Below are 23,002 nucleotides of genomic sequence, written 5' to 3' on the forward strand. Positions count from 1 at the left end.
AAAGTAATTATATACATTACGTATATTTTATCAAGTAAGCCCCATTTTGGGGCTTTTTATTTAAACCGATTGATATTTAGGATTAATAAATCCAACCAGTTGTTCTAATATTAAATAATTATGGGCAGTTGAATTACAACACAAAAAAATTATAACTCACTGATTTTATATTTTTATATTTTTATATTTTTTAGGTGTGCGGAATCTTAGTCTGAGTTTCTATTTTTCGATCTTTAGTTATCATATTTCCCATGCAGTTTATGTGGAAATAGCTGAGTATATACTTGCCATAGGATATTCAAATTCCTATGGCCAGTTACTTGAGCTACTTCTTCAATGCTATAGCCTTTTTCAAATAATCTAGAGGCCCCTTCGCGCCTTAAATCATGGTAACGTAAATCTTCAATGCCTAAATCATTTCTTACTCGTTGAAATCCAGCAGTTACACTTCTTGAATTATAGGGAAAAATTAGCTCACCAGTTTTAGGTTGCTTAGTGGCAATATTGAAAGATTCACCCAATAGCGGAGCAATCATGTGATTACCTTCCTTTTTACGAGGATCTTTTCTGTCTCTAACAATAATTGTTTTATGTTTTAGGTTTAAATCGTCCCATCGTAGCTTGCATACTTCACCGATTCGCATACAAGTTAGAATACTAAAATCTAAAATGTCTAAGTAAGGAATACGGACTATGCCGTTTGGTCTTTGATTTTCCCTTTCTTCTAGTCCAATTCTTAATTTATCGAGCTCAAGCTGTGTTGGCCTTCTAGTTCTTCGGTCACTCTTACCAATTAAACTCATATCAATTAGCGTTGGAATAGCTTCATCAAAAACTGAAAAATTGGCTTCAATATCAAAAACTGGGTGGGCTTTTTTCATTACCGCACGTAAATAACAAATATCATGATAAACAGTTGCAGGCTTTGCTCCTGCAAGTTGTCTTATTTTACAGTGTGCAATTAAATCGCTAGTTTTCAGTTTATTGCTTTGTATTTTTGCGATGTCACAGTCCCTAAGCATTTTGATAACGTATTGCTTAGTTCTTCCTGTCTTCTCCCATAAATGGACATCTTCAAAATATAAATCTAACAATGCACTGAGTGGTATCGTTTTCTTAATACCAATTTCGTCATTCTCTATTTCTTGAACACGCTTCCTTCCATATGTACGAGCGAGTTCTTTTTTACGGAATGTTTTAGATTCTCGGTGTATAATTGCGTTTTTTTGTTTAACAACGACTTTACAGCGATAAGAAAAGTCACCGTTTGCCTTTGTACGTTTTTCAATTGTAAAAGATGCCATCATTAATCCTACTTTTTTGTGGGGTACATATGGGGTACTGCATATCGAAACTCAGGGTAATCCGCGGTAATTCACTGTAATTCTATACAGTATATTTATAAGGTGTTTTTGTGTCAATCCCAGTAAAACCGCTAAACTCAGGTAACCCCATCGACCATCGACTTTCTGTTGCACCCATGCTCGATTGGACTGATCGCCATTGCCGTTACTTCTATCGTGTTATGTCAAAGCACACCGTGCTATACACCGAAATGGTGACTACTGGCGCAATTATATTTGGTAAAGGTGATTATTTATCCTTTAACAAAGAAGAGCACCCTGTTGTACTGCAACTGGGGGGAAGTGATGTTAAAGCCATGACAGAGTGTGCAAAAATGGCTGAGCAGTATGGTTATGATGAAATTAACATTAATGTTGGCTGCCCATCTGATCGTGTCCAAAATGGTCGTTTTGGTGCTTGCTTAATGGCTGAACCTTCTTTGGTAGCTGACTGTGTCAATGAGATGCAAGCGGCAGCCAATATTCCGGTTACTGTTAAATCGCGTATCGGTATCGATGACCATGACAGTTATGAGTTTTTACATAATTTTGTTGATGTGGTCTCTCAGGCTGACTGTAAACATTTTATTATTCATGCACGTAAAGCTTGGTTAAGCGGTTTAAGCCCTAAGCAAAATAGGGAAGTTCCGCCCCTTGATTATGGTCGTGTTTATCAAATCAAAAAAGACTTTCCACAGTTACAAATTTCAATTAACGGCGGTATTAAAACCTATGATGAGGCGAATGAGCATTTAACTCATATTGATGGTGTGATGATAGGCCGTGAAATTTATCAAAACCCTTACATGTTAGTTGAAGCAGATAACGCGATTTATCAAACAAACACGGATATTCTTTCTCGAGAGCAAATTGTTGCCGAGATGGCGCGCTATATTGATATTCATATTGCCAACGGCGGGCGTGCTTGGCATGTTGTTCGCCATATGCTTGGACTCTGCAATGGTTTAGCGGGTGCTAGGCAGTTTCGTCGTTATTTAAGTGAGCAATGCAGTGGTAATGAAGTTACCAGCCAAGTTCTTTTTGATGCGTTCGCACAAGTGACCCTTCCTGCAGGCGAGTAATTTTCTGTTTTGTGTACCGATTTTGGGAAATTGTATCCCTAAATCGGAATACTATTTATTTTGCCGTTTAGCGATAAAGATAATGTTATCGCTATAATTATTAATAATTGGCTTTTTTGACCACTTTTCTTTTATTTAGTCTTAAACTTTATTTTTATGATAAAAGCATAGATTAATTAATCCTATAAAATTCAATTGTTTAATTTTTTTTTGATCTCTGGCACAACCTTTGTAATAGATATTACGACTTAACTATTATAAAACTTGGAGAACAACATGAAAACATTATTGATCACCGCATTAACTACCGCTTTATTATCTTTTAACAGTTTTGCAGACAACACTACAGACATCAAAACTATCGCTAATCTGATGGTTAAAACAGGCATTGAACAACTTAATACAAAATTAACGAGTAACGTAAAAGATAAAGTTCAGCCAGATATCACGATGTCAGCTTTAGCCAACAACAAATATCCCCAAATTTTAGTGGCTAAGCTTAGTAACAAAAAGGGTACCCAACAAAAGAATACCGCTAAAGCCGCGGATGAGTAAGGAATTGATTATGCCGAGCTTAGAGCTAATTTTTACGTTATTGATGTTACCTGCTGTATTTTTATTGGCAGCGTCTTTAGTGGTAAGCCTAGTAGAAAATAACCGTGAACAATCATCAGCCGAAAAACAAGCCGCAAGCTAAACGCAGGGAATTTGTTGTACCCTGCCAATTTATATTGTTTTTTCGACTGTACAACTATCGATTTATTCGCTATTTTTTAAGCCTTATTCAAAAATGAATGACGCTAACTATGCCTTCGACTTTTCAGCAAATAATATCGTGCCGTCAGCTGCATGATTTGCTTTTTCCTACACTCCATTTAACCGGAGACTCTGCAAAACCCTTATCAAATATAATACTGCTTGATGCGAGTATCCCACCCGTTGGTAATATGCGCTCGCCAGAAAAACAATGGCCAGACTTTACGTTGCCTTATGCCAAGCGATTCGATTTAAATAAAAACTTTTCTGATTTATCAAATCCACTTCCCCACACTATGCCAAGTGCTGAACATTTTCAGCAGCAAGCGCGTGCGTTAGGGGTAATGACAGACAGTCAAATTGTTGTTTACGATGACCAAGGCTTATTTTCTGCAGCGCGTGCTTGGTATATGTTTAGAGCAATGGGACATGAAAATGTTGCCGTACTTGATGGCGGCTTACCCGCTTGGTTGGCATCAGGGTATCGTGTTTCATCAGCGACATCTTCCGTTACTAGCCGTGGTAACTTTATCGCTACATTTTGTAAAAAATATTTTTATAGCAGCCAAAATATAGAGCATAACCTTAACTCTCAAGAACACCTTATTGTTGATGCTAGGGCTAAAGAACGCTTTGAGGGCAAAGTTGCTGAGCCACGCGAAGGTATTCGTAGCGGTCATATTCCCTCTTCTGTGAATTTACCCTTTAGTGATTTATCGCATGATGGCTGCTTGCTCGCCAAAAATATTTTAAAAGAAAAATTTAACGCTATTAATAGCGAAAATAAACCAATGGTGATGAGCTGTGGCTCTGGGGTAACCGCCTGTGTTTTAGCGTTAACCGCCGAAATGAGCGGTTATAAGCACGTAAAAGTTTATGACGGCTCATGGAGTGAGTGGGGCGCAGGTGATTATTTTCCGGTAGTCGTTACTCAATAATCCAACGCTCATTTTAATAAAATTCCACCATGTTATGGGTATAGTCAAATTAACTAATTAATTTGTGAATTTGACTATATTTTCGTCTGACATATTATGTCCCCTTTCTTTCTGTAATCGATGTCTTTATAAAATCCCTTAATAAACAGTAGTTTAATTTGTTTTGCTGAGTTGGCATGTCACTTGTAATAGAAAACACAGTAGCAAGTTAAGCATTAACATTTTGGTTAATACTTAATGAGTCATTAAATTAAAATACTAATAGCAGCGCATTTGCGCAGGAGAATGGATTATGGGCATGTTTTCACGTTTTACCGATATTATTAACGCTAACTTAAACAATATGTTAGATAAAGCTGAAGATCCTGAGAAAATGGTTAAATTGATCATTCAGGAAATGGAAGAAACCTTGGTTGAAGTACGCTCTACTGCAGCAAAAAATATAGCAGAAAAGAAAACCTTAATGCGTAAAATAGCATCACTAGAAGCTAGTATTAATAATTGGCAAGAAAAAGCCGCATTAGCCATTAATAAAGGGCGTGATGATCTTGCGAAGTCTGCGCTACATGAAAAGCAAAAATGTTCAGTACAAGTCAGTGAATTCCATGATGACTTAGCGCAGCTAGAGATTTTTTTGAGTGCAGTACAAGAAGACGGTCAACGTTTACAAGAAAAACTTCAAGAAGCTAAACGTAAGCAAGACGCTTTTGCATTACGCCAAGAGTCAGTTGAAGTACGTTTAAAAGTGCGTGAAAGAGCGATTGTCTACAACATAGATGAAGCCATTAATAAATTTGAACGCTACCAACAAAAAATTGACCGAGTAGAAGCTGAATTAGAGTCTTATGACTTTACCGAGAATAAAGATCTCGCCAGCCAGTTTCGTGATTTAGAAACAGATGAATCTATTGAACAAGAATTAGCCGATTTAAAAAAGCAAGTTGTTAATGGCTAAGCGACAAAAAACTAGGGGGCATTACATGATACATCACAGTAGTTATTTCATAATGATCATGTGTCTTGCTCCCGTATTAACTTTTTTTGTTGGCGCAGGACTATTAACTTTTTTTACAAAACAGCGGTTAGAATTAAGGAATAAATGATGAGCTATCAACGTGAGTATTCAGTGAAAAAAACTTTAACAAAAGATGTTGCCCATAAAAAATTATCAGGCGTTTGTGCGGGCATCGCAAAATATTATGACTTACCAAGAATAGCTGTTCGTATTGCCGCTATTGGTGCTTTGCTTATATTTCCGTTAGCTAGCGGTGTTGCTTATGTGGTCGCGGCGATACTATTACCCACCAAACATTAATGGGCAGTATTAACTTAAAGCGATAGCGAGTAAATAATATTTACCGATAGCTGTGCGTAAAACTAAGTAAGCAGGAGGAATTATGTCATTTTTTAAATCATTAATATTAGCAATTTTTGCAACCTTATTTTTAACCTATGCATTAGGAATAAGTTTTATAGAAATGTTTAATGTCGACCTTCATGTTGGTGATGAACTTATTGATCCTTTAAAAGCGATTAGTGTTTCAGCAATTATTATGGTTATTCTTGTCATGGTGGCATTTGCAATTGTTATGAGTGTGTTTGGTTCATTAATTTTTATCGGTATGATGATTTTTGGTGCGGCGGCCTTTGTGATGATTGGTATATTTTGGCCCGTTATTTTTATTGCTGTTGTTATTTGGTTAATGGCAGGAGACAAAAAACAAATCGCCTAAAGATGAACCCCCCGCAAATTTTGGCTGACTATTTCATCTTTAAGATTTATTTTTTTAAAAAAATTGCGCTAAAATATTTCTACATTGCTGCGTTTTTACTAAACGTTTAAATTCTTTAGCTTCGTTATCAATGACCTGTTGCATAGTCAATTGTGCATGTTGTTTCATCAATTTTCTACTGGTCATGACAGAATCATGAGGTAATTTAGCAATAGTATTAGCAATATCGCTAGCTATTTTTAGTAAATCTTCCGGTATGCATATTTGATTAATAAGACCGTAATCTAGTGCTTGTTCGGCAGTAAATTGCTTGCCAAGTACTAAAAGTTCAAACGCTTTGTTATGACCAATACGCAGGGGTAACAACAGGCTAGAGCCAGCTTCAGGTGATAGACCTAACTGAGTAAAGGGTAATTTAAATTTACTATTGTTTGCCGCTATGACCATGTCGCAATGTAACAACAAGGTAGTGCCAATACCTATTGCCGGGCCAGCAACTGCGGCAATAAGAGGTTTATCAAATATTGTCAGTGCTTGTACAAAATCTAATGCTACTAATTCATCATCTTGTGAGCATTGTAAAAAGTCATCCAAATCATTACCTGCACAAAAACAGTTTTCATCGCCTTGAATAAGCACACAGTGGATAGTTGAATTTTCGCTCGCATATTTTAGAGCCGCACATAAGTCGATATACATACTTTGATTAAGTGCATTTTTTTTATGTTTACGGTTAAGAGTCACGGTGAAAACATGATTGTTTTCTTGGCTAATAATTAAGTTATCCATTTTGCTCCAGCTTAGTTACAATGTTAAGGCAATAAAAATAATCTGTCTAAAAAAGGAAGTATAGCGAGAAATGAATAAAATATGTTTTATAGCCATTGTATTATCTTTTACGTTACTCAGTATCAATAGCGATGTTTTTGCTGTTGAACACGATAGTAATATTATTATTGACGGGCCTTATGTGAGAGCTAGCATACCTGGAACTAGTATCACTTCAGCTTATATGTCGATTGAAAATAAAAATGATGAGGCGCTAATTTTAACAGGAGTCAGTGGCTTGTTTTCCGATAGAATTGAAATTCATCAACACACCATGAGTGATGGTATGATGAAGATGCGTCAAGTTGAACAATTGACAATCGAAGGGAATAATAAAGTGGTATTGCAGCCTATGGGCTATCACTTAATGATATTTAACGTTAAAAAAGCCTTGTTACCTGAAGAGGAACTTTCATTAACATTGCACTTTAAGCAGCAAAAGGATCTTGTCGTAACCATTCCGGTGCGAAGTATTAAACAAGAAAACCCAGCTAAAAAACAACACCATTAGGAGCTCAACATGACGACTAATTTTTCAGGAAAAACTTTTGTCACCATTTTTTTTGCTATCATCCTCTCAGGCTATTTTCTCGGCGTTTATTGGAGCTTTGAACCTGAACAGCTTGATATTAGAGCTGAAGCAACGAAAGATGCAACGGCAGCTGGTATAAAACCTGTTGTCGGTTACACCACAACAACGGCACTTATTAGAGTAACCGAGACATTATTAAATAAACCTGGCGGTTATCTGTCAAATGATGCTTTGCCACCCTCAGTATTTTTAGACAATATCCCAGCTTGGGAGCTTGGTGCGCTTGAAATGTCGCGTGATATGGCGCTTGTTATGCGTCAGGAATTTAGCCGCTCTCAGTCACAATCGGTAGAAAATAAGCACTTAAAAGTTGCTCAGCCTCAATACAATATCGATCACAAAAGTTGGGCGATGCCAAGTGCAGAAAGTGAATACAATAAAGCAATTAACGAATTGTATGCCTATCGCAAAGCGTTAGGTGATGTTAACAGTCAAACAGCGCAATTTTATGCTCGCTCAGATAATTTACGTGACTGGATCCAAGAAGTGAATAAACGTTTAGGCAGCTACTCTCAACGATTAAGTGCAAGTGTTGGCCGTGAACAGTTAAATACCGACTTAGCTGGCGATAGCGTTGCCCAGCAATCAACATCTGCACAGTCAAGCGTTGTCTTAAAAACCAGCTGGTGGAAAATTGATAATGAATTTTATGAAGCACGTGGTGCGTGTTGGGCGTTACTTCACTTTTTACGCGCCGTAGAAATTGATTTTAATGATGTATTAGAGAAGAAAAATGCTAAAGTAAGCGTACAGCAAATTATTCGAGAATTAGAAGCAAGCCAAGAATCTATATGGAGTCCAATGATCCTTAATGGTGATGGCTTTGGTTTATTAGCTAATCATTCTTTAGTAATGGCAAATTATATTTCTCGTGCTAACGCAGCACTAATCGATTTAAATGACTTATTAAGTCAAGGATAATAAAGGGTTCAACATGAAAAAAACAGCATTAGCAGTACTTGTTACCGGGTTACTTTCAACATCAGCAATGGCTGATACTATTGCCGGACTTTATATTGGTGGCTCAATATGGAGTAATGAAGCAACAGGTACTTTTGGTGAACAAACTGGCTTAGTTGATTTTAATTTAGAAGATAAAGAGCAAGGTTCATTTTATATCGCTCTAGAACATCCGATCCCTTTAATCCCCAATCTAATGATAGCCTCAACAACGTTAGATACTGATGGCGCAACAGTTTTGTCGCAGGATTTTGACTTTTCTGGTAAAACATTCGACGCTGGCACCGCTGTCGGTAGCACCTTCGATGTTAGTTATATTGACTATACGTTATATTATGAAATTTTTGATAACGGTCTTTTCTCTTTTGATATTGGTTTAACCGGTCGTGATTTTGATGGCGATATAACGGTTGCATCAGCAATTGGTGGTACATCAGTTGAAGGAACATTAGCCGTTACAGAAATCGTACCTATGCTTTATGTTTCAACGATTGTCGGCTTACCCGGCACGAGTTTTAATCTTTTTGCCAATGGTAATTTATTATCGATTGACGATCATACTATATACGACTACCAAGTCGGTTTGAGCTACGAGCTTATTGATAACTTAGCGGTTGATGTAAATTTAACACTTGGCTATAAAGCGGTTAAATTTGAACTTGAAGATTTAGATGACTTGTATACAAACATTGAATTTAAAGGTGCTTTTGCAGGTGTTGTTGTCCACTTTTAAGGTTTTAATTGGACCTGTTTCACAAAGCTGAACTTTTTAACAGATAAAGGCGCTAATTATAAAATTAGCGCCTTTTTTGTTACGAAAAAAAGAGTTTATGCCACTCATCTGTTAAATCCGCTTAGTGACGTTATGGTAAATTTAGTATAAATAAGTTTCTACTATCCAATCAGTTACTTGCTAGAGATATTATAAATATATGTATTTATCCGTTATTATTCATTATCAAGCACTACGTTAACGTTTTTGTAACAAGTGGTTGCCTTATAAGCGTTTATTACTTTAACGTAACGTATGCTTTACTTTTTGTTTGTGTTTTTTAAGCTAAATGATTGCTTTATTGTTACATAAATGTAATAAATTAACGTAGAGCCCACGTTGTGGGTTAATAATAAAATGCTTCAGTACCCAATTTATGGGTTAATAATAAAAATATACTTAGGGAATCGTATGAACTTTAATAAATCAATCATAGCAACATTCGTAGGTGCTGCAATCGCTTCTGCTTCTATGGGAGCTATAGCTTCAGATACAGGCGCTTTTTTAAATGCACCGGCTCCAGTTGTGTCAAACCAAGTAGCTACTATCAGTGGTATGAGTAATCAGTTTGATGCTCAATTAGGTACAAATACTTTTCAGTGGGCAAGTGCAAAAAATTCTATTCCAAATATGATGGCCGTTTCTGCAGAGCATCAGAATGCTTTTGCTGCAGATTTTTATTTGAAGCAACTTACTGGTTTATCTGAGTCAAAGCCAAGCCTAGCTATGCCTATATTAGCGAACATCCATGATATTGGTCGTGGTGCAAAAATTGCTAAATATAAGCAAGAAATTGCAGGTATTGAAGTTTTTAATCGTGAATATAATATCATGATGGATCGCGAATTCAATTTAGTCGCTTCATCGGGTTACTTAGCAAGTGACAAGGCTGTTAAATCATCAGATTTATTGTTGAAGAGTGTCGACTCTGCTTTTGATGACGCCGCTAGTTCTGTTAAAGCCGTGTTTTTGGCGATGGGTGGCGACAGTGCTACGATTAAATTAACAAACAAAAAATCAGCTGATAAGTATGAAAAATTTACTGTCGCTAATACTTCTTCTCAAAAAATAATACTTGGCGAGCCACGCGCTAAAAAAGTATTTTTTGAACATAAAAACAAAATTGTTGCTGCTCATTACGTTGAAGTAGAAACAGGTGAAATAGACAGTCGCGAATCAGAGTATTATGGCTATGTTGTTGCTGCTAAAACAGGTGAGGTTTTATTTAAGAATAACTTAACTAGCCATGCAGCTGATTTTAATTATCGCGTTTTTACTGACGCTGAAGGTAAGCCATGGGATAGCCCTCATGGTGAAGTTATGCCTGCTCCTGAAGGAAGCGATCGTAGTGCGTTTATTACGCAAGAATACTTAGATGCAATGTTGATAAGTAAGAGTCACGGACCTATCAGTACTGGTGATGCTTGGTTAGCTGATGATGCAACTATGACCATGGGTAACAATGTTACCGCTTATGTGGATGCTATTGCACCTCAAGGTTTTAGCAACGGTGATTACATGGCAGAAGTGACCAGTAGTAATACCTTTGATTATAAATATGATGTTTCTGAAGCAGAATATTCAGTTGGAAACCGTAAAGCGGCAATTGTTAACTTATTCTATGTAAATAACTATTTACATGATGACTATTATGACCATGGCTTTGATGAGCTTGCGGGTAATGCTCAGACTTTAAACTACGGTCGAGGTGGTGAAGAAGGAGATGCATTAAACGTAGAGGTTCAAGATAACTCTGGTTTTAACAATGCAAACATGTCTACACCTGCAGATGGTGGTTCACCACGCATGCAGATGTATCTTTGGGAAACAACACAAGCGGTAAATGGCACTGACTTTGGTGCCACGGTTACTTCACATTCAGACATAGGAATGATATCTGTTCTTCAAATAGCTAGCTTTGGTGCAGAAACTTTTGATGTGTCTGGTGATTTAGTTCGTCTAGAAGATGCAACTGCTCCAATAAATAATGGTTGTGAAGCAGCTGTTAATGGCGCTGATCTTGCTGGAAAAATTGCTGTTATCGATCGTGGTGCTTGTGCATTTACAGATAAAGTTCTTAATGCTCAAGCTGCTGGCGCTATTGCAGTATTTATTGCTAATAACAATAATGATGGTACACCTGCACCTATGGGTGGAGCAGATGATGCTGTAACTATTCCTAGCTTTGGTATTAACTTTAGCGATGGTGCAGCAATCTATGCATTATTAGATGCAGATGAAAAAGTATCTGTTGATATGTTCAGAAATGACCTGTCGCGCGTATTCAAAGATAGTACATGGGATAACGCAATTGTTGCACACGAATGGGGTCACTATATTAGTAACCGTTTAGTGGGTAATAGTTCAGGATTAAGTAGCCAACAAGCACGCTCTATGGGTGAAGGTTTTGGTGATTTCCATGCATTGATGCTTACAACAGACGCAAGTGATAACCTAGTTTTAGGTAATGAAGAATACGATGGCGGTTACGCTGCTATAACGTATGTTGCTAGTTTTGTGGATGGCATCCGCCCTTACCCTTACTCAACAGACACAACAATTAATCCATCTACATTTGGCGATATAGGCCTTTACCCTGATCTAGTGCATTCTCCGGGTTCTATATTTTCTAATATGATTTGGGAATCTTTTATTAGCATGGTTAATGACGAGCGTCATACTTTTGATGAAGCTAAGAACTTAATTAAAGATTATGTAGTAGCTGGTTATAAGATGATGCCAATGGCGCCTACATTCACTGAAGGTCGAGATGCTATATTGTCAGCAGCATATGCAAACGACGTAGAAGATTACAACCTTATGCTTGCAGCATTTGCAAAACGTGGTATGGGATTAGGAGCTAAGTCGCCAAGCCGATTCGCTACTGACCATGCAGGCGCAGTAGAGTCTTATGCAACAACATTAAGTTCATTCTCTGCAAATTCTCATATGTTAAATACTAACTATGAAGGACTTACTTCAGGTTACTGTTCTAAAGATAGCGTGCTTGATAAAGGTGAAACTGCAACAGTTAGCTTTACTATTCAAAACCGTGGTAGTGAGACTTATGAAAATATTACCGCACAAATTGAAGTTGTAGGCGATCAAGATGTAACATTTGCAAATGAAGGTGTGGTAACTTTTGATAGTCTTGGTGTAACTGGTTCAGCAACAAGTTCACCTATTGAATTTACGTTGAATGATGCAAGTATGGCAGAAGACGTTGAATTCAAAGTTACTTTCCCTGGACTTACAGCCGATGTTGTTAACGATTATTCGTTTACTACAAAGGTTAACTATGACTTTAAAGATCGCGCACCAGTAGGTTCTTCTACTGTTGATGATATGGAAACATTATCATCACAGCACGACTTTATGGAAAATGTTATAGGTGGTGGTGAAGCTGCTGCCGGTACTGGATATTTAGATACAAGATTTGCCGGTGCTCTTGGTGGCGTTCTAGGACAACAGTATTTATTTATCAATAATAATGGTTTTGAATCAGATGTCGCTTATGAAACAAGAGCATTTAGCGTTGGTTTCGATGGTGATTTTGTTATTAACTGGTTCCATTACTATGACTTCGAAGCTAATTGGGATGGCGGTGTTGTTGAAGTAAGTGTTAACGGTGGTGACTGGGCTGATGTTACTGAGATGGGTGGTACTTTCTTAGGTGGTGGTTACAACGAGAATCCGATTTTCACTGAAGCTGGCACAGCATTATCTGAACGTCTGAGCTTTACTGACTTCGCAGCTGGTTATGAAGGCGTATCTTTTGGTGAAGCACTAAATGGTAATGAAGTTAAATTCCGTTTCCGCGCAGTAAGTGACTTTACAGCAAATAACTTAGGTTGGTTGATTGATGGTGTTCAATTTGACAATGTAAATAGCTCGATTTTCAGTGATGTAGTTGCAGGTGATAGTGTTGCTTGTGATAACCGTGCACCGATTGTAACAGCCGTTACTGATGTAGAGCGAATTGTTAGAGAAGGTATCTCTGTTAGCATGAGTGTTGAAGCTACAGATCCTAATGGTGATGCATTAACATACAGCTGGGAACAAACCTCTGGTCCAACAGTGACATTAGCGGGCTCAAACACAGCAGCTATATCTTTCACTTCTCCTAGTATTGAATCTGGTAGTGAAACACTAACATTTGTAGCAAGTGTTAATGATGGTACTGTCGATGCTACACAGAGTTTCTCTGTAGTGGTTAATGATATGCCTAGTATGGTTCCAGCTAGGAAAGATTCTAGCGGTGGTTCAACTGGCTTATTAGCCTTCTTGCTATTACCTTTAGCGTTATTACGTCGCCGTAAAAAGTAAGTAGTAACAACAAGTAAAAATAAAGCTGATTGGTCATTCAATCAGCTTTTTTTATAACTAAACGTTTATCACTTAATTATGACTGGAAATAAAAAAGGAAGTAAATATGCGTAACCTTAGTGTCATCGCCCTTAGTGTAACTTTTTTAATGGCTTGTTCAGATAAAAGAGAAGTCGTACAGCCACTAGAAAAAAAAACCAGCGATAAAGAAGCTGCTTCTTTAAAGCCAAACACATCAGTTGCTACAACTAATGAAACACTTGCACGGGCCACTAGTAGCGGTTTAAGTGAAAGTAATGGAAGTTTAAAAAATAACAACGTTTTTAAAAAACTGACAAATTCAGAAAACAAATACTTAATGCTCAACGAACAGAAATTTGAATTACAAGCAGATAAGCTGACTAATGGCGCTAAAGTTGTTAATTTATTAATGTCAGAAACGGGCACGGTAAAGGGCACTTTTGTGGTTATCGTTAACAACTTAGCCAGCCTAACAAGCTATGACAATACCGCAAATATTAATAAAATAGCTAAAAGTACCTATCGATTAACGCCAGAAGAGGGTGTCGATCTCTTAAGTTATTATAAATCACTTGTAGCAGCAAAACAGTTTGAGCGCGTAGAAATAGAAATAGATTACAGTGGTAAAGTGGGTCGCCCATTAGCAGAAGAGCGCTAAAAGGCGAACAGGTAGAATTAAGACGTTAAGTCTGAGGGTAAACTAGTGCTTGGGCTCATGAATAAAGTGTGCAAGTTTTGGTTCATCAAACTTATACGTTGTTAAACAATATTCACAAGTCATCGATACGCAACCTTGCTCTTCTATAATGCTTATCAATTCGCTTGGTGAAACTTGAGAAATAGCCGTTAAACATTTTTCCTCAGAACAACTGCATTGATAATTAACCGATTGAGGTTCAAATAAACGAACCTCTTCTTGATGATACAAACGATACAATAAGTCTTCAGCGTCTAATGAAAAAATCTCATCTGCTTTTATTGTATTGGTTAGTTGGCACAAGTGTTCGAAATCACTAAGCTGAGTTTCCTTGCTATCACTATCAGGGAGCAGTTGTATTAAGCTACCAGCAACTTGAGTGTTATCAGCATTATTAAATAACCAAATTTTTGTGGGTATTTGTTCAGAAACTTCAAAGTAGTGTGCTAAACAATCAGCTAAATTATCTTTATCTAGTGCAACAACTCCTTGGTAAGGTTCGCCTTTTTCAGGGCGTATAGTAATAACCATCGTACCTTTACCTATTAGTTCTTTTAAGCCTATACCAGCAGTTGACTCAGCTAAACGAGCTATGCCACGCATATTTTGTTTATCGTCACCATTAACTGACATATAGCTAATGGGGCCATCGCCCTGTAATTGAACGGTAATTTCGCCCTCAAACTTTAAAGTAGCTGTAAGCAAGCAAGTGGCGGCAACTAATTCACCTAACAAGGCTTGCACGCCGGGAGGGTATTCATGCAAAGCGATAATTTCTTGATAAGCTTTAGTCAGTTGTACAAGCTCTCCACGAGCATGCTTACCATCAAATAAGTAGCGATTTAAAACATCAGTTTTAACAGTCACAGTTAGATCCTTTCTTTAAATTGTATTAATTGTCGACGTTGTTTCTTATCGGGTTTGGTATCACTAGCGGGGCTAAGTAAAGTGCCTTGTTTACGTGCTAAGGCATTTTTTTCACGAGTGGTAATACTGTTGGGTGTTTCTTGGTAAAGAGTTTGCGCAAAACTCGCATCTCGACGTTTATCTGCCAGCGCCACAACAATAATTTCTCGTTCTTCATAACTCTGGCGTAAGACAACTTTATCTCCTAAAGCAACGACTTTACCCGACTTTGTTCGTTGACCATTATAGAACACTTTACCACCATCAATCATTTGTTTGGCAATGGCACGTGTTTTGTAAAAACGAGCAGCCCATAACCACTTATCGAGACGGGTTGAAGTGTTTTCAGTGAGAGGTGAATTATGTTTCATCTACTTACCATCTTCCTATAAATATATGTCGCGGCGAAAATATCATAATTGCTTATAATGTCTAGTCTTTTAACTAAGTGTATAGCTGAACTGGCAATATTAGTTTGCACATAACAGCACTAAATTGTTAATAAATATTTTAATCATCATCTTACCCTTGTTGATAATGTCTAGCTCAAGTACTATCACGGTATAATAATGAAAATTAATTTAAATTTCTATAAAGATAACCATGCAATTACCTTCAAATTTTTCTAGTGTAGTCGACTTCTCTTCACAATTACCTCAGCAAAAAATAGCTAAGGTGATCAGTGTATTTTTGTTAGCTTACATCGCGTATGTTTTTGCACAAATCACTTGGCTTGTTGCGCCGAGTGGTCAATATCATGCATCTTCAAATGTTAGCGTAAAAGTAGCAATACAGAACACTGAAAAAGCTGATATCAGTTTAACAAATTTAAAAACATTGAACTTATTTGGCTTATATACAGACAGTATAGATACAATTGAAACGGTTGAAGTGGAAAGTGCACCTCAAACACAGTTACGTTTAACGCTATCAGGGGCAGTAGCAAGTGATGACAAAACTACGTCTGCGGCGGTCATTGAAAACGCTGGTAAGCAAGACACCTATAGTCCTGGTGAAACCATTACCGGAACACGTGCCGTGCTCGATAGTGTCTTTCGTGATCGAGTGCTTTTAAAGCATGCCGGAAAACTTGAAACCTTGATGCTTGATGGCTTTGATTACAATGAAAAAATACAACAAAACGTGGTAAATAAATCGGCAATATCTCCGGCTAAAACTCGAGAATTAAATAGTCGACTAACATCACCTAATGTTATTGATCAAAGAACAAATAAGATGTTGAGTAAAAGTGCAGAGTCATTTAAAGACGAAATTAATACCGACCCAAGTAAAATTACCGATTATTTAAAAATATCGCCAAAACGTAAAAGTGGCAAAATAGTAGGTTACAGATTGTTGCCGGGTAAAAACGCAGATTTTTTTCAAAATTCAGGGCTGAAATCTGGTGATATCGCGATTCAAATGAATGGTTATGATTTAACGGTGCCAAGCGAAGCCGCACAAGCACTTGCTGCATTAAAACAAGATAAAGAAGTATCACTATTAATCGATCGTAATGGTGAATTGAACGAAATATTATTTAGTATCGGTGGTTAATACCTTTACTGACCAAAATTGAGAATTAAGTTATGAAAAATTTTTCCTTGCGCAAGACTCTTCGCGCCCCTTGGTATAAAGGATTGTTAGCAACAGGTTTAACTGTTGTGATGATGAATACTTTATTATTTAGTGCTGATATACATGCGGCTAAGTACTCGCCAAACTTTAAAGGTACTGAAATTGACGAATTCATCAATATAGTCGGTAAAAACCTGAAAAAAACCATGATCGTTGACCCTAACGTTCGAGGTAAAGTGACATTACGTACCCAAGATCAACTTACCGAAAAACAATATTATCAAGTGTTCTTAAATGTGCTTGAAGTGTATGGTTTTTCTGCTGTTGAAATGGATAATAATGTTGTAAAAGTTATTCGTAATAAAGACGCTAAAACTTCATCAATACCGGTTGTTGGTAACGAAAACCCTGGTGTGGGTGATGAAATGGTGACTCGAGTTGTTGAAGTTAAAAATGTCACGGTACGTGAATTAACCCCATTACTTCGTCAACTTTCAGATCAAGCCGGTGGCGGTAACGTGGTCAATTATGATCCCGCTAATGTCATCATGCTAACGGGCACTGCTGCGGTTGTTAATCGTTTAGTCAATATTATTGAGCGTGTCGACAAAGCTGGCGATCAAGACGTACAAATTATTAAACTGCAATATGCATCGGCGGCAGAAATGGTGCGTATTGTTGAAGCCATGCATAAATCTGATCAAGGAAAATCTGGTACGCCAACCTTCCTTATCCCTAAAATAGTTGCTGATGAGCGCACCAATAGTGTAATTGTTAGCGGTGAATCTCAAGCCCGTTCGCGTGTCGCTAAGTTAATTTCCCGCTTAGACAGTGAATTAGAAACCAATGGTAATACCCGTGTTTACTATTTGAAATACTCAAAAGCTGAAGACTTAGTCAAAGTACTTGAAGGGGTCAGTAAATCAATTGAAGCCGAAAACGCTGGCGCACAAACGAGTAAACAAAGCAGTAAAAAACGTAATGTCAGCATTGACGCTCATGAAGACACCAATACCTTGGTTATTACCGCTCAGCAAGACATGTTACGTTCACTTGAGGAAGTCATCCGCAAATTAGACGTTCGTCGTGCGCAAGTGCTTGTTGAAGCGATAATCGTCGAAGTTTTTGAAAGTGATGGTATTAGTTTAGGTGTGCAATGGTTCAGCGAAGATGGTGGTTTTACCCAGTTCAATAATGGTCCTGCGCCTATAAGTGCTGTAGCAGCGGCTGCTGAGGCAGCTCAGTCAACACCAGGTACTAAAGGTACTACCGTTACTTCTGAAAGTGGTGCCACAACGATTAACCCTAATCAAGACGATATTAAAGGAGACTATTCATTAGCCGCAACCTTACTCGGTTCAGTTAGCGGTGGTATGTTTGGTATTATGAAAAATGGCTGGGGCGCAATCATACAAGCGGTGAGTAATGACACTAATTCCAATATCCTTGCTACGCCAAGTATCACTACACTCGATAATGAAGAAGCGCACTTTTTAGTTGGACAAGAAATTCCTATTCTTACTGGCTCTACTGCCGGTAGCAATAACGGTAATCCATTTCAAACCGTTGAACGCCAAGAAGTTGGTATAAAACTAACCGTTACCCCACAAGTGAATGAAGGCAGTGGTGTGCAGTTAACCATAGAGCAAGAAGTCTCTTCGGTGAGTGGCGCTACAGGGGTAGATATTTCTATCAACAAACGAGAAATTAAAACGGTAGTGATGGCCGATTCTGGCGCAACCGTGGTACTGGGTGGCTTGATTGATGAAGACGTTCAAGAAAGTGAACAAAAAGTACCTTTATTAGGTGACATACCTTTTATTGGGCACTTATTTAAATCAACAACAACCTCAACGCGTAAACGTAATTTAATGGTATTTATTCGCCCAACGATTATTCGTGATGGCAAGTTGATGAATGAAATTAGTAAAGAAAAGTATAACTATATTCGTGCGACTGAAATACGTAAGCAAGAAGAAGGTTTGTCATTAATGAGCGATGAAAAAATGCCATTGTTACCTGAATGGAATGACCAACTGACCTTACCTCCTTCATTCGATGAATACATGAAAGAAAGTCAGTCTAAAGACTCTAGCTTATTACCGCCTGTCGTTAAAAGCGAGGGTGATGACTCATCAACTTCAGACCAAAAAGACCAATAATATGGCTGATATTGAAAAGAGAGAAGACATCGACAGCGTAGTGACTTTAAATGTTGCAGGTAATGGTCAAGAGGCAGAAGAAGTAAAAGTGCAGATCAGCCGTTTGCCTTTTAATTTTGCCAAACGTCATCATGTACTCATTAGTAAAAGTAACGACCAATACACCTTACATTGCTTAGCCAATGTTAAAAGTGCGGCAGTATTAGAAGTGCGTCGGGTCTTAAAAAGCCCCTTTGCTATTGAATTTCATTCGTTAGATGAATTTGAACAGTTATTAACTATTTCATACCAACGAGACTCTTCAGAAGCTCAACAGATGATGGAAGATATTGGCAACGAAGTTGACTTGTATTCTCTCGCTGACGAGATGACAGAAACAGAAGATCTGCTAGAAAATGAAGATGATGCGCCAATCATCAAATTGATCAATGCGATGTTGAGTGAAGCAATAAAAGAAAATGCTTCTGATATTCATATTGAAACTTTTGAATTAGCGCTACAAATTCGTTTTCGTGTTGATGGCGTTTTACGTGAAGTATTAAAGCCAAATCGTAAACTTGCTTCATTATTAGTTTCTCGTATCAAGGTTATGGCAAAACTCGACATTGCTGAAAAACGCATACCACAAGATGGTCGTATTTCTTTGCGCATTGCCGGTCGTGCTGTTGATGTACGTGTTTCAACAATGCCAACGGGCCATGGTGAGCGTGTGGTACTACGTTTACTTGATAAGAACTCGGTTCGTCTCGATTTAGAAGATTTAGGCATGACACTTGCCAACCGAATAAAGTTTTCAAAACTCATCGAAAAACCCCATGGCATTATTTTAGTTACGGGTCCTACGGGATCGGGTAAAAGTACCACGCTTTATGCGGGACTGAGCCAAATTGATTCGAAAGAGCGTAACGTTTTAACGGTTGAAGATCCCATCGAGTACGCCATTGAAGGTATTGGACAAACACAAGTTAATACCAAAGTTGATATGACCTTTGCTCGCGGGTTACGGGCGATACTTCGCCAAGATCCCGATGTTGTTATGGTTGGTGAAATACGCGATTTAGAAACCGCTCAAATTGGCGTGCAAGCGAGTTTAACCGGTCACTTAGTGATGTCGACATTGCATACTAACAGTGCCGCTGGTGCCATTACTCGTATGGAAGATATGGGCGTAGAGTCGTTTCTACTCTCATCAAGTCTCTTGGGGGTCTTAGCACAACGACTCGTGAGAACATTGTGCCCGCATTGTAAAGAAAGCCATTTACCTGATGGCCCAGAGCTTAAATTACTTGAGTTACCTCAAGACAACACTCAGCATATTTATCGCGCAGTTGGTTGTAGTGAATGTAGCCAAAAGGGCTACAAAGGCCGTATGGGTATTCATGAACTTATTGTTGTCGACGATAAAGTACGCGAGCTTATTCATAATGGTAAAGGTGAGCAGGCTATTGAAAAGTTTATTCGCCAAAATACGCCAAGCATACGCCGTGACGGCTTTGATAAAGTGTTGACCGGACAAACGACACTCGAAGAAGTTTTGCGTGTTACCAAAGAAGATTAACTAGAGTTTTATTATGGCAGCTTTTGATTATCAAGCAGTAAATAGCCGTGGTAAAACGGTAAAGGGTGTTATCGAAGGTGATACACCGAGACAAGCGCGTGGCTTATTACGTGACAAAGGCTTAATGCCTACTGAAGTAACGCCAAGCTTACAAAAAACTAAGCAAGCCGCGAATAAATCACGGTTTGGTGGACGAACAAAAGTATCTGTTGCTGAACTTGCTTTAATCACACGTCAGTTGGCAACATTAGTCGAGTCGGGTTTACCGATTGAAGAATCTTTGCTTGCCGTTGGCGAACAATGTGAAAAAAACAGCATGAAAAGTATGATCATGGCGGTGCGAACAAAAGTAACCGAAGGTTATGGTTTAGCGGAGAGTATGGCCGAGTTTCCGCATGTCTTTAGTCACTTATACCGAGCAATGGTTGCCGCAGGTGAAAAATCCGGTTTCTTAGATACGGTTTTAAACCGCTTAGCCGATTACACCGAGCAACGGGAACACTTACGTTCACAAATCATTCAAGCGCTTATTTATCCCGTTATTATGACGGTCGTAGCCATAGGCGTTATCGCAATACTGTTAACGGCGGTAGTCCCTAAAATTGTTGGCCAGTTTGATCACATGGGCGCAAACTTACCTGCAACGACTCAGTTTTTAATTAGTACCAGTGATTTTTTAAGAGATAATGGTTTGTATATCCTTATTTTGATTGCATTACTGATTGGTGGCTTTAATCATTTAATGAAAAAGGCCAGCTTCAAGTTTGCTTTTCATCGCAAGGTGATTAGTTTTCCAGGGCTGGGCAAAATTATTCGTGGTATTAATACCGCTCGGTTTGCTCGTACCTTAAGTATCTTAACCGCCAGTGCTGTTCCTTTGCTGGAAAGCATGAAAATATCAGGTGAAGTTTTAGAAAATTTATACATTAAGCAATGCGTTAAAGAGTCGGCCGATAAAGTGCGCGAAGGCGCGAGTTTACGAGTTTCTTTAGAGCAAACGAAATTATTTCCACCGATGATGCTTCATATGATTGCTAGTGGTGAAAAAAGTGGCAAGTTAGAACATATGCTTGGTCGATCAGCAGACAACCAAGACAGGGAGTTTGAAGCGTTGATGAATATATCGCTAAAAGCTTTTGAGCCCGCCTTGATGATCGCTATGGCAGGTATCGTTCTTTTTATAGTTATGGCTATTTTACAGCCAATTCTTCAGTTAAATACCTTAGTAGGAGGTTAATGTGCACAAAAAAATTCAACCAATGAAAGTGAAAAATAAACAACGTGGCTTTACTTTATTGGAAGTGATGGTTGTTATTGTTATTTTAGGTTTGTTAGGCAGTGTTGTTGTTCAAAACTTGATGGGCAATATGGATACCGCAAAACTTCAAAAATCAGTACAAGATATTAATGCATTAGAAACGTCGTTAAGTATGTACAAAATGGATAACTATAACTACCCAACGACTGAACAAGGCTTAGAAGCTTTAGTTGAAGAAACTGACGTTGAACCTTTACCGCGTCGTTTTCCAAACGGGGGTTATGTTAAACGTTTACCTGACGATCCTTGGGGCAACGCCTATCAACTATTAAATCCAGGCGAAAATGGTGATATTGATATTTTTACCATGGGACCCGACGGTGAACCTGGTACAGAAGACGATATTGGCAACTGGAACCTTGGCGACTACCAGTAGTTTTGGTGAACTCTTAATATGAAGCATTATTCCAAAAACAGCACAGTAGTTAACGGTTTCACTTTAATTGAAGTGATGTTGGTTATTGTGCTGGTGGGTTTAATGGTTTCGGTTGTTCAGTTTAGTGCTTCAGGTGATAAAGCCGAAGAAACACTTGAACTCTCGAGTAAACGTTTTGCTGGCGTTTTTAATATTGCTGCTGAATATGGCATGCTAAATAATATTGAATTAGGCTTAGTTATTGGCAAAAAAGGTTATCAGTTTTTAGGGTACGACGGCATAACGTGGTCGGATATCTCTGATAATGAATTATTCAGTCGCTATAAATTACCTGAAGGTGTTGAGTTGATTTTACAACTTGATGACTTGCCAATTGAAGAACCACAATTATTTGATACTGAAGTATTTAATGAGTTGCAAGCGGCTAATAAAGAGAACGACTTAGATGAAGACGTAGCTAAAGATGATGACGGTAATAATATAGAAAAAAAAATACTTATTCCCCAAATTTACATACTCTCAGGCGGTGAAATAACACCGTTTAGTCTGCGTTTTCAATTCGTTAAAAATAATTACACCGAAGCAAAACTTTATTTTAAGGCGACCGGTTTATACACCACACCGATAACCGTTGAAGGGCCACTCTTTGATGATGAATAAGGTGAAACGGGTCATTAAAACGGCTTCATTAGGCTTCACTTTAATTGAAGTCATGTTAGCGATGGCTATTTTTTCAATCGCGGGTATTGCGTTGTTAAGTGCAGCAGACAATAACTTTAAGAATTTAAGTCATTTAGAAAATAAAGTATTAGCCAATTGGGTGGCTTCAAATCAATTAGTTGCGATGACATTAGATCCAACATGGCCACCAAAAAACAATAAAAAAGGCACCGTAGAAATGGCTGGCCAAGAATGGTTTTGGCTACAAAAAGTGCTTAAAACAGAAAATAAGAATATGCGTGCTATAACGATTGAAATTCGTAATAAAGAAGATGAAAAGTTAGCGATCACTAGTATGGTTACCTATATCTCAAAGAGCCAGCCGTAGTGAAGATT

Annotated in this window: 23 protein-coding genes; 19 read left to right on the plus strand and 4 right to left on the minus strand. The window is 38.0% G+C overall.

Annotated elements, in window-relative coordinates; translation table 11 throughout:
- Positions 1–233: 233 nt before the first annotated feature.
- On the minus strand, positions 234–1,304 hold the full coding sequence (locus H4J57_RS12115) for a site-specific integrase (protein WP_182243158.1): 1,071 nt from the start codon (positions 1,302–1,304) through the stop codon (positions 234–236).
- A 110-nt stretch (positions 1,305–1,414) separates the two neighbouring features.
- Between H4J57_RS12115 and dusA the strand changes: the two genes are divergently transcribed.
- From dusA to H4J57_RS12145, 7 genes are all read left to right on the plus strand, one after another.
- Entirely contained in the window at positions 1,415–2,425 is a 1,011-nt protein-coding gene (dusA, locus tag H4J57_RS12120; RefSeq protein WP_310733725.1) for a tRNA dihydrouridine(20/20a) synthase DusA, read from the plus strand.
- Between the two features lie 276 nt (positions 2,426–2,701).
- On the plus strand, positions 2,702–2,980 hold the full coding sequence (locus H4J57_RS12125; protein WP_182243082.1) for a hypothetical protein: 279 nt from the start codon (positions 2,702–2,704) through the stop codon (positions 2,978–2,980).
- Between the two features lie 10 nt (positions 2,981–2,990).
- A complete protein-coding gene (locus H4J57_RS20085) occupies positions 2,991–3,122 on the plus strand; it encodes a hypothetical protein (RefSeq protein ID WP_259364605.1) in 132 nt (43 codons plus the stop codon).
- Between the two features lie 109 nt (positions 3,123–3,231).
- Positions 3,232–4,119, plus strand: coding sequence for a sulfurtransferase (locus H4J57_RS12130; protein WP_182243084.1), 888 nt, complete (start codon positions 3,232–3,234; stop codon positions 4,117–4,119).
- Positions 4,120–4,411: 292 nt separating this feature from the next.
- On the plus strand, positions 4,412–5,074 hold the full coding sequence (pspA, locus tag H4J57_RS12135; RefSeq protein ID WP_182214735.1) for a phage shock protein PspA: 663 nt from the start codon (positions 4,412–4,414) through the stop codon (positions 5,072–5,074).
- A 147-nt stretch (positions 5,075–5,221) separates the two neighbouring features.
- Positions 5,222–5,434, plus strand: a complete 213-nt coding sequence (locus H4J57_RS12140) for a PspC domain-containing protein (protein WP_182176464.1) — start codon at positions 5,222–5,224, stop codon at positions 5,432–5,434.
- A gap of 82 nt (positions 5,435–5,516) precedes the next feature.
- Positions 5,517–5,852: a hypothetical protein gene (locus H4J57_RS12145; protein WP_182243086.1), complete on the plus strand. Its 336-nt coding sequence runs from the start codon at positions 5,517–5,519 to the stop codon at positions 5,850–5,852.
- A gap of 54 nt (positions 5,853–5,906) precedes the next feature.
- On the opposite strand, the gene H4J57_RS12150 is transcribed toward H4J57_RS12145, so the two are convergent.
- Complete coding sequence (locus H4J57_RS12150) at positions 5,907–6,641, minus strand: enoyl-CoA hydratase/isomerase family protein (protein ID WP_182229911.1); 735 nt, start codon at positions 6,639–6,641, stop codon at positions 5,907–5,909.
- A 70-nt stretch (positions 6,642–6,711) separates the two neighbouring features.
- Here H4J57_RS12150 and H4J57_RS12155 point away from each other — a divergent pair, with 70 nt between their 5' ends.
- The 5 genes from H4J57_RS12155 to H4J57_RS12175 all read left to right on the plus strand — a co-directional run bounded on the left by H4J57_RS12155 (position 6,712) and on the right by H4J57_RS12175 (position 14,009).
- Positions 6,712–7,191 (plus strand): copper chaperone PCu(A)C, encoded by a 480-nt coding sequence (locus H4J57_RS12155; RefSeq protein ID WP_182214730.1) that lies wholly within the window; start codon positions 6,712–6,714, stop codon positions 7,189–7,191.
- Between the two features lie 9 nt (positions 7,192–7,200).
- Entirely contained in the window at positions 7,201–8,193 is a 993-nt protein-coding gene (locus tag H4J57_RS12160; RefSeq protein ID WP_182214728.1) for a DUF2333 family protein, read from the plus strand.
- Positions 8,194–8,206: 13 nt separating this feature from the next.
- Complete coding sequence (locus tag H4J57_RS12165; RefSeq protein WP_182221225.1) at positions 8,207–8,965, plus strand: TIGR04219 family outer membrane beta-barrel protein; 759 nt, start codon at positions 8,207–8,209, stop codon at positions 8,963–8,965.
- Between the two features lie 450 nt (positions 8,966–9,415).
- On the plus strand, positions 9,416–13,330 hold the full coding sequence (locus H4J57_RS12170; RefSeq protein ID WP_182243088.1) for a rhombosortase-dependent M36 family metallopeptidase: 3,915 nt from the start codon (positions 9,416–9,418) through the stop codon (positions 13,328–13,330).
- A 106-nt stretch (positions 13,331–13,436) separates the two neighbouring features.
- On the plus strand, positions 13,437–14,009 hold the full coding sequence (locus H4J57_RS12175) for a hypothetical protein (RefSeq protein ID WP_182229913.1): 573 nt from the start codon (positions 13,437–13,439) through the stop codon (positions 14,007–14,009).
- A gap of 42 nt (positions 14,010–14,051) precedes the next feature.
- Here H4J57_RS12175 and hslO read toward each other — a convergent pair whose 3' ends face one another.
- Together hslO and hslR are read right to left on the minus strand one after the other, a co-directional pair.
- Positions 14,052–14,915, minus strand: a complete 864-nt coding sequence (gene hslO, locus H4J57_RS12180; protein WP_182243090.1) for an Hsp33 family molecular chaperone HslO — start codon at positions 14,913–14,915, stop codon at positions 14,052–14,054.
- Positions 14,916–14,917: 2 nt separating this feature from the next.
- Positions 14,918–15,325, minus strand: coding sequence for a ribosome-associated heat shock protein Hsp15 (hslR, locus tag H4J57_RS12185; protein ID WP_070374949.1), 408 nt, complete (start codon positions 15,323–15,325; stop codon positions 14,918–14,920).
- A 232-nt stretch (positions 15,326–15,557) separates the two neighbouring features.
- Between hslR and gspC the strand changes: the two genes are divergently transcribed.
- The 7 genes from gspC (at position 15,558) to gspI (ending at position 22,994) form a co-directional block, all read left to right on the plus strand.
- On the plus strand, positions 15,558–16,511 hold the full coding sequence (gene gspC, locus H4J57_RS12190) for a type II secretion system protein GspC (RefSeq protein WP_182214722.1): 954 nt from the start codon (positions 15,558–15,560) through the stop codon (positions 16,509–16,511).
- 110 nt (positions 16,512–16,621) lie between these two features.
- Complete coding sequence (gene gspD / locus H4J57_RS12195) at positions 16,622–18,694, plus strand: type II secretion system secretin GspD (RefSeq protein WP_182243160.1); 2,073 nt, start codon at positions 16,622–16,624, stop codon at positions 18,692–18,694.
- 1 nt (position 18,695) lies between these two features.
- On the plus strand, positions 18,696–20,252 hold the full coding sequence (gene gspE / locus H4J57_RS12200; protein ID WP_182214820.1) for a type II secretion system ATPase GspE: 1,557 nt from the start codon (positions 18,696–18,698) through the stop codon (positions 20,250–20,252).
- A gap of 13 nt (positions 20,253–20,265) precedes the next feature.
- A complete protein-coding gene (gene gspF / locus H4J57_RS12205; protein ID WP_182214719.1) occupies positions 20,266–21,489 on the plus strand; it encodes a type II secretion system inner membrane protein GspF in 1,224 nt (407 codons plus the stop codon).
- Between the two features lie 22 nt (positions 21,490–21,511).
- A complete protein-coding gene (gene gspG, locus H4J57_RS12210; protein WP_182214818.1) occupies positions 21,512–21,946 on the plus strand; it encodes a type II secretion system major pseudopilin GspG in 435 nt (144 codons plus the stop codon).
- Positions 21,947–21,964: 18 nt separating this feature from the next.
- The gene (gene gspH, locus H4J57_RS12215) at positions 21,965–22,606 is read left to right on the plus strand and encodes a type II secretion system minor pseudopilin GspH (RefSeq protein ID WP_182221222.1); all 642 of its coding nucleotides are present in this window, start codon (positions 21,965–21,967) and stop codon (positions 22,604–22,606) included.
- A complete protein-coding gene (gene gspI / locus H4J57_RS12220) occupies positions 22,596–22,994 on the plus strand; it encodes a type II secretion system minor pseudopilin GspI (RefSeq protein ID WP_083277946.1) in 399 nt (132 codons plus the stop codon). The genes gspH and gspI overlap by 11 nt, the downstream gene beginning before the upstream one ends.
- Positions 22,995–23,002: the final 8 nt, after the last annotated feature.

It is taken from the genome of Colwellia sp. BRX8-7 (assembly GCF_014077275.1).
Classification (GTDB): Bacteria; Pseudomonadota; Gammaproteobacteria; order Enterobacterales; family Alteromonadaceae; genus Colwellia_A.